This is a genomic window from Streptomyces venezuelae (assembly GCF_008642275.1).
GTDB classification, from domain to species: domain Bacteria; phylum Actinomycetota; class Actinomycetes; order Streptomycetales; family Streptomycetaceae; genus Streptomyces; species Streptomyces venezuelae_E.
On record NZ_CP029189.1, the window covers coordinates 3,251,316 to 3,267,616 of the forward strand.

At 72.1% G+C, this 16,301-nt stretch carries 16 protein-coding genes; 8 read left to right on the top strand and 8 right to left on the bottom strand.

The window, feature by feature from the left end:
* Nucleotides 1-4: 4 nt before the first annotated feature.
* Nucleotides 5-430: a Zn-ribbon domain-containing OB-fold protein gene (locus DEJ51_RS14070; RefSeq protein ID WP_150257896.1), complete on the bottom strand. Its 426-nt coding sequence runs from the start codon at nucleotides 428-430 to the stop codon at nucleotides 5-7.
* Nucleotides 427-879, bottom strand: coding sequence for a DoxX family protein (locus DEJ51_RS14075; protein ID WP_150257897.1), 453 nt, complete (start codon nucleotides 877-879; stop codon nucleotides 427-429). Before DEJ51_RS14075 ends, DEJ51_RS14070 begins: the two co-directional genes overlap by 4 nt.
* A gap of 192 nt (nucleotides 880-1,071) precedes the next feature.
* Between DEJ51_RS14075 and DEJ51_RS14080 the strand changes: the two genes are divergently transcribed.
* The 4 genes from DEJ51_RS14080 to DEJ51_RS14095 all read left to right on the top strand — a co-directional run bounded on the left by DEJ51_RS14080 (nucleotide 1,072) and on the right by DEJ51_RS14095 (nucleotide 6,316).
* Nucleotides 1,072-2,259 carry a flavin-containing monooxygenase gene (locus DEJ51_RS14080; protein ID WP_150257898.1) on the top strand — a complete coding sequence of 396 codons (1,188 nt, stop codon included), beginning with the start codon at nucleotides 1,072-1,074 and terminating at the stop codon, nucleotides 2,257-2,259.
* Nucleotides 2,256-2,828 (top strand): hypothetical protein, encoded by a 573-nt coding sequence (locus DEJ51_RS14085; protein WP_150257899.1) that lies wholly within the window; start codon nucleotides 2,256-2,258, stop codon nucleotides 2,826-2,828. Before DEJ51_RS14080 ends, DEJ51_RS14085 begins: the two co-directional genes overlap by 4 nt.
* Nucleotides 2,829-3,049: 221 nt before the next feature.
* Nucleotides 3,050-5,284 carry an acetate--CoA ligase family protein gene (locus tag DEJ51_RS14090; protein WP_150257900.1) on the top strand — a complete coding sequence of 745 codons (2,235 nt, stop codon included), beginning with the start codon at nucleotides 3,050-3,052 and terminating at the stop codon, nucleotides 5,282-5,284.
* A 222-nt stretch (nucleotides 5,285-5,506) separates the two neighbouring features.
* Nucleotides 5,507-6,316, top strand: a complete 810-nt coding sequence (locus tag DEJ51_RS14095; protein ID WP_150257901.1) for an enoyl-CoA hydratase/isomerase family protein — start codon at nucleotides 5,507-5,509, stop codon at nucleotides 6,314-6,316.
* A gap of 7 nt (nucleotides 6,317-6,323) precedes the next feature.
* On the opposite strand, the gene DEJ51_RS14100 is transcribed toward DEJ51_RS14095, so the two are convergent.
* From DEJ51_RS14100 to DEJ51_RS14110, 3 genes are all read right to left on the bottom strand, one after another.
* Nucleotides 6,324-7,109 (bottom strand): VOC family protein, encoded by a 786-nt coding sequence (locus DEJ51_RS14100; RefSeq protein ID WP_150257902.1) that lies wholly within the window; start codon nucleotides 7,107-7,109, stop codon nucleotides 6,324-6,326.
* A 98-nt stretch (nucleotides 7,110-7,207) separates the two neighbouring features.
* Nucleotides 7,208-7,963, bottom strand: coding sequence for a hypothetical protein (locus DEJ51_RS14105; protein ID WP_150257903.1), 756 nt, complete (start codon nucleotides 7,961-7,963; stop codon nucleotides 7,208-7,210).
* A 39-nt stretch (nucleotides 7,964-8,002) separates the two neighbouring features.
* On the bottom strand, nucleotides 8,003-8,770 hold the full coding sequence (locus DEJ51_RS14110) for a hypothetical protein (RefSeq protein ID WP_223835802.1): 768 nt from the start codon (nucleotides 8,768-8,770) through the stop codon (nucleotides 8,003-8,005).
* Nucleotides 8,771-9,081: 311 nt separating this feature from the next.
* Between DEJ51_RS14110 and DEJ51_RS14115 the strand changes: the two genes are divergently transcribed.
* Nucleotides 9,082-9,699, top strand: a complete 618-nt coding sequence (locus DEJ51_RS14115) for a flavin reductase family protein (protein WP_150261914.1) — start codon at nucleotides 9,082-9,084, stop codon at nucleotides 9,697-9,699.
* Nucleotides 9,700-9,844: 145 nt separating this feature from the next.
* Entirely contained in the window at nucleotides 9,845-10,777 is a 933-nt protein-coding gene (locus tag DEJ51_RS14120; RefSeq protein WP_150257905.1) for a D-alanyl-D-alanine carboxypeptidase family protein, read from the top strand.
* A gap of 87 nt (nucleotides 10,778-10,864) precedes the next feature.
* Here DEJ51_RS14120 and DEJ51_RS14125 read toward each other — a convergent pair whose 3' ends face one another.
* The 3 genes from DEJ51_RS14125 to DEJ51_RS14135 form a co-directional block, all read right to left on the bottom strand.
* On the bottom strand, nucleotides 10,865-11,932 hold the full coding sequence (locus DEJ51_RS14125) for a Zn-dependent alcohol dehydrogenase (RefSeq protein ID WP_150257906.1): 1,068 nt from the start codon (nucleotides 11,930-11,932) through the stop codon (nucleotides 10,865-10,867).
* Nucleotides 11,929-13,131: an acyl-CoA dehydrogenase family protein gene (locus tag DEJ51_RS14130; RefSeq protein WP_150257907.1), complete on the bottom strand. Its 1,203-nt coding sequence runs from the start codon at nucleotides 13,129-13,131 to the stop codon at nucleotides 11,929-11,931. The genes DEJ51_RS14125 and DEJ51_RS14130 overlap by 4 nt, the downstream gene beginning before the upstream one ends.
* A 79-nt stretch (nucleotides 13,132-13,210) precedes the next feature.
* Nucleotides 13,211-14,122, bottom strand: a complete 912-nt coding sequence (locus DEJ51_RS14135) for an SDR family oxidoreductase (RefSeq protein ID WP_150257908.1) — start codon at nucleotides 14,120-14,122, stop codon at nucleotides 13,211-13,213.
* A gap of 120 nt (nucleotides 14,123-14,242) precedes the next feature.
* Between DEJ51_RS14135 and DEJ51_RS14140 the strand changes: the two genes are divergently transcribed.
* Nucleotides 14,243-15,169: a cyclase family protein gene (locus DEJ51_RS14140; protein ID WP_150257909.1), complete on the top strand. Its 927-nt coding sequence runs from the start codon at nucleotides 14,243-14,245 to the stop codon at nucleotides 15,167-15,169.
* 174 nt (nucleotides 15,170-15,343) lie between these two features.
* The gene (locus DEJ51_RS14145; RefSeq protein WP_150257910.1) at nucleotides 15,344-16,030 is read left to right on the top strand and encodes a hypothetical protein; all 687 of its coding nucleotides are present in this window, start codon (nucleotides 15,344-15,346) and stop codon (nucleotides 16,028-16,030) included.
* Nucleotides 16,031-16,301 lie beyond the last annotated feature (271 nt).

Consider the following 16,301-nt stretch of genomic DNA (forward strand, 5'->3'; position numbering starts at 1 on the left):
GACGTCAGTGCGGCGGTGCCGGCCGGAAGACCGCCACCCACACCCCGTCCGCGGCCTCGCGGAAGGTGACCGTCAACGGCATGCCGATGCGCAGGGCCGCCGCCTCGCAGTCCACCACCTCGGTCATCATCCGCGGGCCCTCGGCGAGGTCGACGACCGCCGCCGTGTAGGGGACGCGCGTGCCGAACGGCGGGAGGTCGTTGCGGTGGATCACCGACCACGTGTAGAGGGCGGCCCGGCCGCTCGCCGGCTCCCACGTCACGCGCTCCTCGCCCGCCCAGCAGAACGGGCAGAACTCGCGCGGGTAGTGGTGGGCCCGGCCGCAGTCGGCGCAGCGCCGCAGCAGCAGTCGGCCCTCGGCCGCCGCGTCCCAGTAGGGGCGGGTGAACTCGTCCACCTCGGGGAGGTCGTACCGCGCGGTGCCGCTCACAGGAAGAGTCCGATCGCCGCGTCGAGGGACCAGGTCTGCCAGGACATGGCGAGGAGCGCGACGAGGGAGATGAGGGCCATCATCGCGTTCTGGCCCTGCTCGGCCCAGTCGTGGATCATCAGCACCAGGTAGAGCAGGTTCAGCAGGAGTCCGCCGACCAGGGCGACAGGCGTCAGGAAGCCGAGGACGAGGCCCAGCCCGAGGGCGAGTTCCGCGTAGACGACGATGTACGCCATCGCCTTCGGCCGCGGTGCGACGACCAGCTCGAAGCCGCCCTTGACGAAGGTCCAGCGGTGTTTGCCGGCGACGTCGGCGGCCCAGGCGATGCCGGTGCCGCGCTCGAACCAGCCCTTCTTGTCCTTGTGCCGCCAGCTCTCCAGCCACCACAGGCCGAGGCCTATCCGGAGCACGGCGAGCCATTCGGCCCCACTGAGCCAGATGGTCTGCATCGGCGGCCCCCACCCCTCTCGCGATCGACGCGCACGCTCTATCTGACGGTACGTCAGTTCAGCGGATCCGGAGCGTTCGCGCAAGGCCCCTGCGGGCCACCGGTCGCGAGCCCGCGCGCCGTGATCGATCCGCAATCGATTCCCCGCCCGACCGAGACCCATGAACCCAGCGTGGCGATACGATCACACCTCATGCCCGGAGACCCCACAGCACCCGACATGACCACCCAGCCCCGCCCCGTGTACGTGATCGGGGCCGGCCCCGGCGGCCTCGCCGCCGCCGCCGCGCTGCGCGCCCGCGGGGTCCGCGCGGTGGTCGTCGAGAAGTCCGACGCGGTCGGTGCGTCCTGGCGGCAGCACTACGACCGGCTGCGCCTGCACACCACGCGCCGGCTCTCCGCCCTCCCGGGCCTGGCCATGCCGCGCCGCTTCGGGCGCTGGGTCTCCCGGGACGACGTCGTGCGCTACCTGGAGAAGTACGCAGAGTTCCACGAGCTGGAGCTGGTCACCGGCGTGGAGGTCACCCGGATCGAACCCGCCGCCCCCGACTCCGAGGGCGGCTGGACCCTGCACGCCAGCGGCGGCCGCGAACTGGCGGCCGCGGCCGTCGTCGTCGCCACCGGGTTCAACCACACGCCCGCGCTCCCCGACTGGCCGGGCCGGGACACGTACGAGGGCCGGCTGCTGCACGCCCGTGAGTACCGCAACCCCCAGCCGTACGCGGGCCAGGACGTGCTCGTCGTCGGCGTCGGCAACACCGGCGCCGAGATAGCCGTCGACCTCGTCGAGGGCGGCGCGGCGCGGGTGCGGCTCGCCGTGCGCACCGCGCCGCACATCATGCGCCGCTCCACCGCCGGCTGGCCGGCCCAGCGCAGCGGGATCCTCGTACGCCGGCTGCCCGCGCGGCTCGTGGACCGGCTGGGCGCGCTCGTCGCGAAGGCCTCCGTCCCGGACCTGTCGGCGTACGGGCTCCCGCGCCCGGCCACCGGCCTGTACAGCAGGGTCAAGCAGGGGTCGATACCGGTTCAGGACGTCGGCCTGATCGACGCGGTCCGCAGCGGCAGGGTCGAACCGGTGGCGGCCGTCCAGGCCTTCGACGGCGCCGAGGTGGTGCTCGCGGACGGTTCGCGGATCGCTCCGGACGCGGTGATCGCGGCGACCGGTTACCGCCGGGCCCTGGAGGGGCTGGTCGGCCACCTGGGGGTGCTCGACGAGCGCGGCCGGCCGCGCACGCACGGCGCCCGCGCCGCCGCGGGGGCCGACGGCCTGTACTTCACCGGCTTCACCAACCCCATCAGCGGCATGTTCCGCGAGATGGCGATGGACGCGGAGAAGATCGCCAGGGCCATTGCCCGCCGCGCCGCCGAGGGGGCGCGGTGAGCAACTCCGACGCCGCCGCGGTCCTGACGACACCGGACCTGGCGCAGGCGCTGCGCGCCGTGCGCACCCTGCTGGACATCGCGGACACCACGGGCGGGGAGGTCGACTTCGAGGCGGTGATCCGGTCGCCGGAGGTTCTGGCCCGTGTGCGCGAGGTACTGCCCGCCCTGAAGTGGTCGGCCGCGGCCGGAGGGGAGCACGGCTCGTCGGACGCCGGCGACGACCCGGTGCGGTGCCTTCCGGTCTCGGTCTTCGACTGGTGCCACCCGCTCGATCTCGCCGAGCCGTTCGTCGCCGCGCTGGGCCCCGATCCGGCGGCCGTCCGGTTCGATCTGGAGGCGTGGCCCGCGGTGCCCGAGGCCGGACTGGGGCGCGTCTCGCAGAAGTACGCGTACCTCACGCTCTCGGTCAACTCCCGTGACCTCTACCAGTGCGAGCCGTCCGGGGACCACACCGTCCACGTGCACGTGCGGAACGCCGCGCTCGCCGAGGACACCGCGCGCATCGGGTGGCTCGCGGACCGGATCGGCGGCCGGTTCGCCGGCCGGGTGGAGTCGGCGCCCCTGTGAGCGGCCGGGCGGCCGGGCAGGGCGCACACGCCCGGTCGGCGCATCGGCCGAATCGCGCCCTGGACCGGTCCCGGCGGGATCTGCCACCGTTCACTTCACCACACCACCTCCACACCTTTCCTGCGCAGCCCTGTTCCTGACGGCACGTCAGTTCAGTAATCTGACTACACGTCAGTTATTGCGTTCCATCGAGGTTCATCGAGCAGGAGTGGGCGGCAACGATGCTTGGATCTACTCACGGCACCCTCACCACCGACTTCCGCGCACGTGTCGAGGCCTGCGGGGAGTCTCCCAGGACCGCCGTCCACTCGTCGGCGCCCCCGTCCGCCGACGACGCGGTCCCCCTGGACGTCAGCGGGCGGCCACTGCACGCCGACGTGCCCGACCTGGACCGGTTCTTCCGCCCCGAGTCCGTGGCCGTCATCGGCGCCTCCGACGCGGAGGGCCGGCCGAACACCGGCATCACCCGCCAGCTCATCGCCTGGGCGGAGCGCGTCGGCGCCCGGATCCACCCCGTGCACCCCACCCGCCCCACCGTCTTCGGGCTGACCTGCCACGCCTCCGTGGCCGACCTGCCCGAACAGGTGGACCTCGCCGTCCTCCTCGTCGCCGACCCGCTCCCCGTCATCGAGGAACTGGCCGAGACCAAGGTCAAGTTCGCGGTCGCGTTCGCCTCCGGCTTCGCCGAGACCGGCGAGAGCGGGGCCGCCGCCCAGGAACGGCTCGGCGCCGCCGTCCGGGACTCCGGCCTGCGCCTGCTGGGCCCCAACACCAACCTCAACGCCTTCGAGGAGTTCCGCCAGGACCTCGAAGGCCCGGCGATCGCCCTCATCACCCAGTCCGGCCACCAGGGCAGGCCCGTCTACACCCTCCAGGAGCTCGGCATCCGGCTCTCCCACTGGGCGCCCACCGGCAACGAGGCGGACCTGGAGACCTCCGACTTCATCTCCTACTTCGCCGAGCAGCCCGAGGTCGGGGCCATCGCCTGCTACGTGGAGGGCCTCAAAGACGGCCGGTCCTTCCTCCTCGCCGCCGACCGGGCCGCCCGCAACGGCGTCCCCGTCGTCGCCGTCAAGGTCGGCCGCACCGAGACCGGCGCCCGTATGGCCGCCTCCCACACCGGGAAGCTGACCGGCGCCGACACCGTCGTGGACGCCGCCATGCGCCAGTTCGGCGTCATCCGCGTCGACGGTCTCGACGAGCTCCAGGACACCGCGGCCCTGCTCGCGCGGGCCCGCAAGCCGAAGGCCGACGGGGTCGTCGTCTACTCCATCTCCGGCGGCACCGGGGCGCACTTCTCCGACCTCGCCACCGAGGCGGGCCTGACCCTGCCCACCCTCTCGCAGGCCAAGCAGGACGAGCTCCACCAGTGGATCCCCGGGTACCTGAACGTCGCCAACCCCGTCGACAACGGCGGCCACCCGGTCGGTGACTGGCGCGGCCGCAAGATCATCGACGCCATCCTCGCCGACCCGTCCGTGGGCGTCCTGATCTGCCCGATCACCGGCCCCTTCCCGCCCATGAGCGACCGGCTCGCCCAGGACCTGGTGGACGCCGCCGAGCAGAGCGACAAGCTGGTCTGCGTGATCTGGGGCTCCCCCGTCGGCACCGAGGACGCCTACCGCACCACCCTCCTCGGCTCCTCCCGCGTGGCCACCTTCCGTACCTTCGGCAACTGCATCACCGCCGTACGGGCCTACCTCGGCCACCACCGCTTCACCTCCGGCTACCGCTCCCCCTTCGAGGACGCACCGCGCACGCCCTCACCCTCGTACCGCAAGGCGCAGGCCCTGATGCGGCCGTCCCAGCAGCTCAGCGAGCACGCGGCGAAGCAGCTCCTGCGCGCCTACGGGATACGGGTCCCCCGCGAGCAGCTGGTGACCAGCGCGGCGGCGGCGGTCCGGGCGGCCGGGCTGGTCGGCTACCCAGTGGTGATGAAGGCCTCGGGCCCGCAGCTGGGCCACAAGACGGAGCTCGGCCTCGTGAAGATCGGCCTGACCTCGGCGAGCCAGATCCGTGACGCGTACCGGGAACTGACCGACATCGCGCGCTACGAGAACGTGCCGCTCGACGGGATCCTCGTCTGCCAGATGGTGGAACGGGGCGTCGAGATGGTCGTCGGGGTGACCCAGGACGACCTCTTCGGCCCCACCGTCACCGTCGGGCTGGGCGGGGTCCTGGTGGAGGTCCTGCACGACGCGGCGGTCCGCGTACCGCCGTTCGGCGAGGACCAGGCGCGGGCGATGCTGCGGGAGCTGCGCGGGCACGCACTGCTGGAGGGCGTCCGGGGAGCACCCCCGGCCGATGTGGACGCCCTGGTGGAGGTCGTCCTGCGGATCCAGCGGATGGCCCTGGAACTGGGCGACGAGCTGTCCGAGCTGGACATCAACCCCCTGATGGTCCTCCCCCGCGGCCAGGGGGCGGTGGCCCTGGACGCCCTCGCCATCTGCCGCTGAGCCCCGCGCCCCGATCGCCGGCGGGGCTGGGTTTTCCAGCCGTCCGGCGTGTGAGGACCGGGTCCGGGCAGAGCCCGGGAAACGGAGAAGGGACGGGGCGGGGCGGGGAGACGGTTCCGCGCAGCGGCACCCGGCACCCGGCACCCGGCACCCGGCACCCGGCACCCGGCACCCGGCACCCGGCCACAGTCGCAACCACCGACCGCAAAGGGGAGTCCACGCATGGCCACCGCCCCCGAGGACACGGTCCTCCACCGCATCGAGAACAACGTCTCGTGGATCACCCTCAACCGCCCCGAGGCCATGAACGCCGTCACCTGGGACCAGCGCGAGCGCGTCATCGCGCTGCTCGACGGCGCCTCCGCCGACCCGGCCGTGCGGGCCGTCGTCGTCACCGCCACCGGCAAGGGCTTCTGTGCGGGCGCCGACCTGCGCGGGAGCCCCGGCGGTGGCACGGCCGGCGAGCGCGTCGCCGGGGACGTCGCCCGGATGATCCGCCTCGGCGCGCAGCGCCTGATCACCGCCGTCCTCGACTGCGAGAAGCCCGTCCTCGCCGCCGTCAACGGCACGGCGGCCGGTATCGGCGCCCACCTCGCCCTCGCCTGCGACCTCGTGATCGCCGCCGAACCGGCGCGCTTCATCGAGGTGTTCGTCCGCCGCGGTCTGGTCCCCGACGGCGGGGGCGCGTATCTGCTGCCCCGGCTCGTCGGACCGCAGAAGGCCAAGGAGCTGATGTTCTTCGGCGACGCCGTCCCGGCCGCCGAGGCCGAACGCCTCGGCCTGGTCAACCGGGTGGTTCCGGCCGAGCAGTTGGAGGAGACGGCCCGGACATGGGCCGAGCGGCTCGCGAACGGGCCCACCCGGGCCCTGGCCATGACCAAGCAGCTGGTCAACGCCTCCCTGGACGGGGACCGGGCGGCCGCGCTCGCCGCCGAGGCCACCGCCCAGGAGATCAACATGACCACCGCCGACGCGAACGAGGGCGTGGCGAGTTTCGTGGAGCGCCGCACACCCAAGTACCTCGGCCGCTGACCCCGGCCTACATCCGCGGGTCGGGCTTGAGCAGCGCGAACACCGCTCCGGCCGGGTCGGCCAGCCAGGCGATCCGGCCGACCTCGGGGAGGTCGGTGGCGGGCATGACGACGGTTCCGCCGTTCGCCCCGGCCGCCGCGACCGTGGCGTCGACGTCCGACGCCATGAAGTACGGCGTCCAGCGGGGCTCATCGCCCATGCCCTCGCCCATGGACGGGGCGATGCCGCCGAAGGAGGCGTCCTGCTGGTCGCCCTCAGCGGTGCTCACCACCCGGTACGTCATTCCGGGCGCGGGCATCTCGGCGCTGCGCCATCCGAACAGCCCGGCGTAGAAGGCGAGGTCGGCGACGGGGTCCGGTACGTGGAGCTCGGTCCACACGAGCGCCCTGTCGACGGAGGTCAGCTGGAGTCCGCCGGTCTTCCCGGGCTGCCAGCAGGCGAACTCGGCACCCTGCGGGTCGGTGTACTGCGCCAGCCAGCCCTCTCCCATGACGTCCATGGGCTCCATCCGTACGGTGCCGCCGCCCGCGGTGACGGCCGCGGTGGTGGCCTGGATGTCGGGGGTCATGAAGTGCTGCATCCAGGCGGACCGCGCGCCCTCCTCGGTGAGCGGCCCGAGCGCGGCGACGGTCTTGCCGTCGACCTGGAAGAACCCGTAGCCGCCCGCCTCGGGCCCGGCGGAGGCGAACTCCCATCCGAGGACGGCGCCGTAGAACGCGGCGGCGGCCTCGGTGTCGGGGCTGCCGAGGTCGAGCCAGTTGGGTGATCCGGTGGTGAAGTCGGTGCCGAGCATGGGGTCCTCCTGGGGCTACGGCGGCGGTACGGGGTCGCTGCCACGATGCCGAGCCTCCACCCGCACCCGGGCGTAGGGACCCACCCGCCCGTCCGGTTTCACCCGTGTGGGTGTACGGACGCGCGAACCGGCGCGGAGCGGAACTGGTCGTAGAAGGCCACCTTGAGCCGGAGCGAGTGCTCCTCCGCCTCTCTGAAGCAGGCGGCCGCCGCCTCCTCGTCGGCGCCGGTGAGCAGCTCCCGTACCCGGGTGCCCAGCCGGTCGGAGTGGGTGGTGGACAGCAGGGAGACGCTCTCCAGGGAACGCTTCTTGGCGTCGTGCACGTGGTGCGGGTAGTAGAAGCGCGAGCGGTTCTCGCCGTCGCCGGCGAGCAGCGGCGCCATGCGCTCCCAGAGCCGGCCGTACTCGACGGAGACCAGGATCTCGCCCCAGAACCGCAGGATCGTGAGGAGCCGCAGGTCGGAGCGCTCGTGGGCGCCCGCGTCGGCGATCAGGGCGAACGTGTCCTCGATGGCCCGCCTCGTCGCCTCCGTCGGCCTCGACCGGACGATGTCGTCGCGCGAGATCCCGAGCCGGCGCATGTCGTAGGTCATGTCCTCGCGGTGCGAGGGGGTGTGCCCCCGTCCGTCGGGGTACTCCTCGCGGAGGATGACGCGGGCGATCCGCAGCCCGGGCTCGTCCTGCAGCAGGTCGATCGCCAGGTCGTAGGCCGGGGTGAAGGCGAGGGAGAGGAAGCGCCGCTGGAGCAGGATCCCGGCGAAGTCCTCGTCCGGGAGCCGTGCGATGCCCGCGAGCACCGGATGCCGCTCGTACTGCTCGATCAGTCCGTCCTCGAACCTGTCCAGGTCGCGCATGGCCGTGTCCTTTCTCTTCTCTCCCGATCGGTCTTCTGATCAGTGGATGTCGATCGATCGCATCGGGTCGCGCAGGTCGACCTCGCTGCCGATGCCCCAGAGGGTGTCCAGTTCCTTCTGTACCTGCCGGCCCATCACGGTGTCGGATCCGTCGATCTCGGTCTGGGGCGACTCGATGGCGAGCTGCCCGTGCAGGAACGAGCTGACCAGGTAGTGCTCGTCGGCCTTGTAGACGGCGATCGACGGCAGGGAGTTGTAGACCCGGACGCTGAGCCTGGTCCGGAGCTCCGGTGCGAGGCGGTCGTGGATCGCCTTGAGGACGTCCAGGCTCGCGCCGACGTCCACGGAGCTGCGCGTGGCGCGCAGGGCCTCGTCGCGCAGGTCCGCGACGGCGGACTTCGGGTGCAGCAGCAGGATGCGCACCTGGACGTTCCGCTCCGTGACGGCCCGCTCCAGCTCTTCTTCGAGGCGGCTGAGGTTGGGTATCCAGGTCTGGAGGATGGCGACCTCCTGGCGGGCCGCTCCCAGGAGCCGTTTGAACTCCTCGTCGGAGAAGACCCGGTGGACCTTGGTCACGCCGAGGTAGTGCTGACGCCTGAGCTCTCCGGTGAGTCCGTCGAGGGTGAGGCCGGAGATCTGTGTGTTGATGTTGTCGAGCACCTTCAGGCGGTCGAACTCCATCAGGAGGAAGAGCGTGACCGTGCTGAGGATGAGCAGGGTGATCTTCGGCAGGGTGCCGCCGGGGGCCATCTTGTCGAGCCAGCCGAAGAGGTCGGCGAGCAGGACCAGGATGCCTGCCGACGCCATCGCTCCGAGCGAGATCCTTTCGGCTCGGTAGCGAAAGCCGTTGCCACTGCCCATGACCACCCCAGCGCCGACGCCGTTGCCATTGGACCCGACCTTACACAGGGGGTCGGACAGCCTTGACGGCGCCTCATGTCTGTTGTGTCACAGGCGCGTTGGCCGAAAACAGGCGGTCCGGCGAACCCCCGGGCCGCGACTCCCACACCCCCCAGGGGGGCGGCGCCACCGGAGCGGCCCGGCAAGTGTCCGGCGCCCCACCCCTTCACATCTGACGAACCGTCAGCTTCAATCGAGCTGTGATGGGACATGCAGGGATGGCGGCCACCGTCGTCCGATACCTCAGGTCAGCCGGCTCCCCCACCTCCGCCTCGGCGCAGCGGGAGCCGGAGTCCGTCGACGCCCTGCCGCGTCCCGATCTGCGCGCCGTCGGCGCGGACGAACGCGCTCCGGTGTCCCCCGCCGAGTTCCGGGCCGTGCTCGGGAACTTCGCCAGCGGGGTCACCGTCATCACCGCACCGCCCGGGGAGGACGAGGCGGGCCCGGCCGGATTCGCCTGCCAGTCCTTCGCCTCGCTGTCCCTCGACCCGCCCCTGGTCACCTTCATGGTGGCCCGTACGTCGACCACCTGGCCGCGGATCGCCCGCGCCGGGGTGTTCTGCGTCAACATCCTCGGCGCCGAACAGGGTGACCTGTGCCGGTCCTTCGCCGTCAGCGGCGCGGACAAGTTCGCGGGGGTGACCCACACGCCCGCCCCCGTCACGGGATCGCCCCGGCTCGACGCCGTGCCCGCCTGGATCGACTGCCGGATCCAGGCCGTCCACACCGGCGGGGACCACCTCATCGTCGTGGGCCGGGTGGTGGCCATGGGCGCGGCCGGCGAGGGCGAACCGCTCCTCTTCCACAAGGGCCGCTTCGGACGCCTCGCCGACTGACCGGGCGCCCGCCCGGCCTCCTGCGGCAGTGCGGTTCTCCCCCGCCCGTCCCCTGCGTAAGCTCCCCCCGGGACCGGACTCCTCGGCGTACCGGCCCCTAGGGAATTCTTCGGATACGCGGGGATTTGACTTGATACTGAACCTGATGCGCCGTACGCGCGGCGCGGTCGCCGTCACGGTCGCCACCGGGGCCCTCCTGGTCGCCGCCTCACCGGCTTCCTCGGCGGCTCCGGCCGCCGCGCCCCCCGTGACGGCCGCCGGCGCGATCCTGATCGACGGCACCAGCGGGGCCACGCTCACCAGCAAGGCCGCCGACACCCAGCGGCAGGGGGCGAGCACCACGAAGATCATGACCGCCCATGTCGTGCTCCGTTCGGCCAATCTGGACCTCAACAAGAAGGTCACCATCAAGAAGGAGTACGCGGACTACGTCGTCCGTGAGGGTGCGAGCTCGGCCCACCTGAAGGTGGGCGCCACCCCGACCGTCCGCCAGCTGCTGTACGGGCTGATGCTCCCGTCGGGCTGCGACGCGGCCTACGCGCTCGCCGACACCTTCGGCAAGGGCACGACCACCGCGGCCCGCAAGGCCGACTTCATCGCGCAGATGAACACCAAGGCCAAGTCGCTGGGCATGACCAGGACCGTCTACGACTCCTTCGACGGCATCTCACCGACCGGCAGGAACCTCACCACCCCGCGCGACCTCGCGAAGCTCACCAAGTACGCGATGTCGGGCACCACCTTCCCGAAGATCGTCGCGGCGAAGACCTACAGCACGGGCGGCACCTCGACCGACGCCACGTGGGGCAACAGCAACCTGCTGATCAGGGAGCGGCCCACCGGCTACGCGTACCCGGGCGCGATCGGCGTCAAGACCGGCACCGGCACCGCCGCGGGCAAGTGCCTCGTCTACTCGGCGACCCGTAACGGCAAGACCGTCATCGGCGTCCTGCTCAACGACGAGGAGCGCTACGCGGACGCGATGAAGCTCATGGACTGGGCGCTCGGTTCGAGCGCCGGCTCCGGGGCGGCGCTGCAGCGCGGCAACACCGACCCGATCCCGGACGTCCTCGACTGACGGTGACACGGTTCTCGGCTCCTCCGCCGGCGGGTGCGATCCCGCCGACGGGGGAGCCGTCCCGTTTCCGGACACGGCAGGGGCGCGTCAGAAGGTGAGCACGCCCCTGGCCACCCGCCCGTGGTGGGCGTCGTCCACGGCCTTGGCGAAGTCCTCGACCGGATAGACCTCCGTCACCAGTTCGTCCAGCAGCAGCCCGCCCTGCCGGTAGAGCTCGGCGTAGAGCGCGATGTCCCGCTGCGGGCGCGAGGACCCGTACCGGCAGCCCATGATCGTCTTGTCGAGGTACATGGACGACACGAGGAACGACGCCTCCTCCTTGAATCCGGGCACGCCGAGCAGGACCGCCTGCCCGTGCCGGTCGAGGAGGTCGATCGCCTGGCGGATCAGCCTGACGTTGCCCACGCACTCGAAGGCGTGGTCGGCGCCGGTCGGCAGGATCTCGCGGACCGCCGCCGAGGAGTCGGCGACGGCGGACGCGTCGATGAAGTGGGTGGCGCCGAACTGCCGGGCCACCGTCTCCTTCGCCGGGTTCGCGTCCACCGCCACGATCGTCGTGGCTCCCGCGATCCGGGCCCCCTGCAGCACGTTCAGCCCGATGCCGCCGGTGCCGATGACGACCACGCTCTCGCCGCGGTCCACCCGTGCCCGGTTCAGTACCGCCCCCACCCCCGTGAGGACCCCGCAGCCGATCAGCGCCGCGGAGGTCAGCGGGATGTCGGCCGGGATCTTCACGGCCTGTACGGCCTTGACCAGCGTGCGCTCGGCGAAGGCGGAGTTGGAGGCGAACTGGAACAGCGGTTTCCCGCCCCGCGAGAACGGCTGTCCCGGCATCCCGATCGCCTTGCGGCACATCGTCGGCCGGCCGCGGTCGCAGTCCGCGCACGCCCCGCAGTTGGCCAGGGTGGACAGCGCCACATGGTCCCCCGGCACCACATGGGTGACGCCCGGGCCCACCGCCTCCACGATTCCCGCGCCCTCGTGCCCGAGCACCACCGGCGGCGGGAAGGGGATCGTCCCGTCGATCACCGACAGGTCGCTGTGGCACAGCCCGGCCGCGCCGATCGCGACCAGTACCTCCCCCGGCCCCGGATCCCGGATCTCCAGGTCGTCGACCACCTGGGCCTGCTTGCCGTCGAACACGACGCCTCTCACCTGGGCTCCTTAGGCAGGCCGAGCACACGCTCGGCGATGATGTTCCGCTGGATCTCGTCCGAGCCGCCGTAGATGGTGTCGGCACGGGTGAACAGGAACAGGCGCTGCTCCTCGTCGAGTCCGAGTTCGTACGGGAGCCCGGGCTCCCAGAGCGCCGGCCCGGCCGTGGCCGCCGCACCACGGACCTCCACCGCCAGTTCCCCGAGCCGCCGGTGCCAGCCGCCCCACAGCAGCTTGGCCACGCTGGGCGCGCCCGGATCCCCCTCGGTGCCCAGGGTGCGCAGCGCGTTCCACCGCATCGTGCGCAGCTCGGCCCACTGCCGGACGAGGCGCTCCCGCAGGACGGGGTCCCCGGCCCCGGCGGCGGCCCGCGCCGCGTACGAGGCCAGTACGCGCTCCAGTTCCGCCGCGAACCCGATCTGCTGGACCAGGGTCGAGACCCCCCGCTCCAGGGCGAGCAGGCCCATGGCCACGGTCCAGCCGTCGCCCTCGGCACCCACCACCTCCGCCGCGACCGCCCCGTCGAAGAACACCTCGTTGAACTCGCTCGTGCCCGACATCTGCCGGATCGGCCGGACCTCGACGCGGCCGGGCTGGTCCATGCGTACGAGCAGGAACGACAGCCCCCGGTGGCGGCGCGAGCCGGGTTCGGTGCGGGCCAGTACGAAGCACCAGTCGGCGTCCTGGGCGAGCGAGGTCCAGATCTTCTGCCCGGTCACCCGGTACAGCCCGTCGGCCGCGTCCCGTACCGCGGCCGTACGGATCCCCGCGAGGTCGGACCCGGCGCCCGGCTCGCTGTAGCCCTGGCACCACAGTTCCTCGCCCCGCGCGATGCCGGGCAGGAAACGGTCCTGCTGCTCGGGCGAGCCGTAGGCGATGAGGGTCGGCGCGAGCAGGTTCTCGCCGATGTGGCCGACCCGGCCGGGCGCCCGCAGAGCCGCGTACTCCTCGGCCCACACCACCTGGCCGGTCAGGGACAGCCGCCGGTTGCCCCACCCGTCGGCCTCCCAGCCCTGCCCGATCCAGCCGCCCCGGCCGAGCTCGCGTTCCCACGCCCGCCGGATGCCGGCCCCCTCGTGCTCGCTGCCCGGCCCGCCGAGGCCGAGGACTTGCGCGTACGGGCCCACGAGGTGCTCCGACAGCCACGCCCGGGCGCGCCCGCGCAGCTCCTCGTCCTGTGCCCCGAAGCTGAAGTCCACGCCGATCCCCCTGGTCCTGTCGGTCCCACGCGCCGGGTCGGTCCCACGCGCCGGTTCGCTCCTACGCGTTGGGGCGGTCCTACGCGTTGGGGCGGTCCTTGGCGGCCGCAGCCTTGGCCATGGCCTCCAGCTGCGCGAGCATCGGCATCGGGTCGGTGCCCACGGTGCCGGGCAGGAAGTCGGCGATCTTCTCCGGCGTCCAGGAGCCCTCGGCGTATCCGGCGCGCAGTTCGCGCGGCTGCGCCCAGACGGCGATCTTCGGTCCGGCGATCGTGTAGACCTGACCGGTGATGTCCTCGGCCCTGGCGCGGTCGCTGAGCAGGTAGGTGACCAGCGCCGCGACGTCCTCGGGCTCGCCGATCTCCTTGAGCTCCATCGGTACGTTGGCCGACATGCGGGTGCGGGCTACGGGTGCGACGGCGTTGGCCGTGACCCCGTACTTCGCCAGGCCCAGGGCGGCGGAGCGGACGAGCGAGATGATCCCGCCCTTGGCGGCGCTGTAGTTGGCCTGGGCGACCGAACCCTGGTGGTTGCCGCTGGTGAAGCCGATCAGGGTGCCCGAGCCCTGCCTGCGCATGACGGCGGAGGCGGCGCGGAAGACGGTGAAGGTGCCCTTGAGGTGGGTGGCGACGACCGGGTCCCACTCCTCCTCGGACATGTTGAAGAGCATGCGCTCGCGCAGGATGCCGGCCACGCACACGACTCCGTCGATGCGGCCGTACCGCGCGAGCGCGGTGTCGACGAGACGCTGGCCGCCCGCCATGGTGGAGATGTCGTCGGCGACGGCCACGGCCTCCCCGCCGAGGGCGGTGACCTCCTTCACCACGGCCTCGGCGATCTCGCTGGTGGGTTCCGCGCCCTCGATCCCGACCCCGTAGTCGTTGACGACGACCTTGGCGCCCTCGGCGGCCGCGGCGAGTGCCACGGCCCGCCCGATGCCCCGGCCGGCGCCGGTGACGGCGACGACCTTGCCTGCCAAGAAGTTCCCCACGTCCGGCCCCTTCCCGTGTTTTCTGACGGACCGTTAGATTCTATGGGTAGTCAGATGCACCTGCACAAGCCCTCGTTGCCGCCGTATCCGCCACATCCACGCAAGGAGCTGTCGACGCCCATGACCCTGCCCGCCGAGTTCCACGACATCGCCAAGCGCGTCAACAACTGGGGGCGCTGGGGCGCCGACGACGAGATCGGCACCCTGAACCTGGTCACCGACGAGGTGGTCCGGGGTGCCGCGGCGGAGATCCGCACCGGCCGCCGGATCCCGCTCGCCCTGCCGCTCAAGGAGGACGGGGTCCAGGCCGGCCTGATCCCCGGCCGGATCAACCCGCTGCACACGATGGTGCAGATCAACCAGGAGCTCTTCGGGCCCGGCACCGTGGCGTGCAGCGACGACGCCGTGAGCATGGGCCTCCAGGCGGGCACCCACTGGGACGCCCTCACGCACGTCTCGCACTCGGGGAAGATCTACAACGGCCGTCCGGCCGGCACCATCACGGCACACGGCCGCGCCGAGTTCAGCGGCATAGACAAGGCCGGCCACATCGTCTCGCGCGGGGTGCTCCTCGACGTCGCGCGCGCCAAGGGGCTGGACCGGCTGCCGGGCGACCACGCGGTGACCCCCGGGGACCTCGACGAGGCCGCGGAGTTCGGCGGCGTCACCGTCCGCCCGGGCGACATCGTCCTGGTCCGCACCGGCCAGATCCAGGTCTACCTCGCGGGCGACAAGCACGGCTACGGCTTCCCCTCGCCCGGGCTGTCCGTCCGCACCCCCGAGTGGTTCCACGCCCGGGACGTGGCGGCCGTCGCCAACGACACCCTGACGTTCGAGATCTTCCCGCCGGAGATCGACAACCTGTGGCTCCCGGTGCACGCCCTCCACCTGGTCGAGATGGGCATGCACCAAGGTCAGAACTGGAACCTCGAAAAGTTGTCCACAGCCTGTGCAGAAGAGAACCGGTACGCGTTCCTCCTCTCCGCCATGCCGGAACCCTTCGTCGGCGGCACCGGCACTCCCGTCGCCCCGGTGGCCGTGCTCTGAGCTCAGCGGGCAACCGCCGCAGCCGACACCGGCCCGGACGACCACGCCCACGCCCACAGCCACGCCCGCGGCCACCCGCGAGCCACACCCGCTGGAACCATGAGGTGTACATGCCGCGTCACCGTACGCGCGTCACACCCCGTCCCCACCGCCTTCCCCGCAGGAGAAGCTCGCATGGCCAACCCGTACCAGGTAACGCCGCCACCTGCCCCCAGACGCCGCTCGGGCGGCAACGTCGTCACCGTCATCGTCCTCGCCGTTCTCATCGTCGGCGGCTACCTCGTCATGCAGTCCCTCCGGAAGGACGACGGCAAGCCGACGGCCTCCCCGTCCGCCTCCCCCTCCGCCAAGCCCACCGCCAAGGACCCCGGATCCCCCGAGTCCTCCTCCGACACCTCCAGCTCGTGGAAGGTCGGCGACTGCGGAGGCCCCGACCCGTCCAAGACGCCCGACGGATACAAGCGGACGGGCTGCTCCGACTCCGGGGCCACCTTCAAGGCCATCGACATCAAGGAGGCCAGCATCCTCCCGAACGCGGTCCAGTGCCCGCCCGGCACGGACCTGATGATCGACGTGAGCATCTCCTACGGCGGCAAGGGCAGCGGCATCCCCACCAACACCGTCTGCGGCCGCAACCTGTCGGGCGACCACCCCGGTGACGCGGGCGCCGGCGGCGGCCAGTTGGTCAAGGGCGACTGCGTGACCTCCCAGGCCAAGGAGGTCGCCTGTGGCGGCTCGGGCGCCCAGAAGGTCCTCGGGCTCGTCAAGACGAAGTCGGAGTGCCCCTCCGGCACCACCGACCCGATCGAGCTGACCATCGCGATCGGCCGCCCGTACGACGTGATCTGCACGGCGGCCTGATCTGCGCGGCCTGGACCCCGGCGGTGGTGGCGTGCGCAGCGACGCCACCACCCCGGGTCGCCCCCGCGCGGCTCAGTCCGCACGGGGAGCCGCCGGCAGCCCGGCCGACGACTCGCGCGGCCCGGCGGGTTCTGCGGGTGGCGGCGGCGCGCATGCACGCCCCGAGCGCGGCACGGCAGCCGCCACCCCACGACCCGCACTCGTCAAGGCCTGCCCTTGGCGTCCCCTCGCGTCGAATCGCTCCACACCAGGGTGATCAAGATGTGACGAA

Coding starts and splice junctions, on each gene's coding strand:
- DEJ51_RS14075 (WP_150257897.1), bottom strand. CDS start 879: ATGCAGACCATCTGGCTCAGTGGGGCCGAATGGCTCGCCGTGCTCCGG.
- DEJ51_RS14080 (WP_150257898.1), top strand. CDS start 1,072: ATGCCCGGAGACCCCACAGCACCCGACATGACCACCCAGCCCCGCCCC.
- DEJ51_RS14090 (WP_150257900.1), top strand. CDS start 3,050: ATGCTTGGATCTACTCACGGCACCCTCACCACCGACTTCCGCGCACGT.
- DEJ51_RS14095 (WP_150257901.1), top strand. CDS start 5,507: ATGGCCACCGCCCCCGAGGACACGGTCCTCCACCGCATCGAGAACAAC.
- DEJ51_RS14100 (WP_150257902.1), bottom strand. CDS start 7,109: ATGCTCGGCACCGACTTCACCACCGGATCACCCAACTGGCTCGACCTC.
- DEJ51_RS14105 (WP_150257903.1), bottom strand. CDS start 7,963: ATGCGCGACCTGGACAGGTTCGAGGACGGACTGATCGAGCAGTACGAG.
- DEJ51_RS14110 (WP_223835802.1), bottom strand. CDS start 8,770: ATGGCGTCGGCAGGCATCCTGGTCCTGCTCGCCGACCTCTTCGGCTGG.
- DEJ51_RS14115 (WP_150261914.1), top strand. CDS start 9,082: ATGGCGGCCACCGTCGTCCGATACCTCAGGTCAGCCGGCTCCCCCACC.
- DEJ51_RS14120 (WP_150257905.1), top strand. CDS start 9,845: ATGCGCCGTACGCGCGGCGCGGTCGCCGTCACGGTCGCCACCGGGGCC.
- DEJ51_RS14140 (WP_150257909.1), top strand. CDS start 14,243: ATGACCCTGCCCGCCGAGTTCCACGACATCGCCAAGCGCGTCAACAAC.
- DEJ51_RS14145 (WP_150257910.1), top strand. CDS start 15,344: ATGGCCAACCCGTACCAGGTAACGCCGCCACCTGCCCCCAGACGCCGC.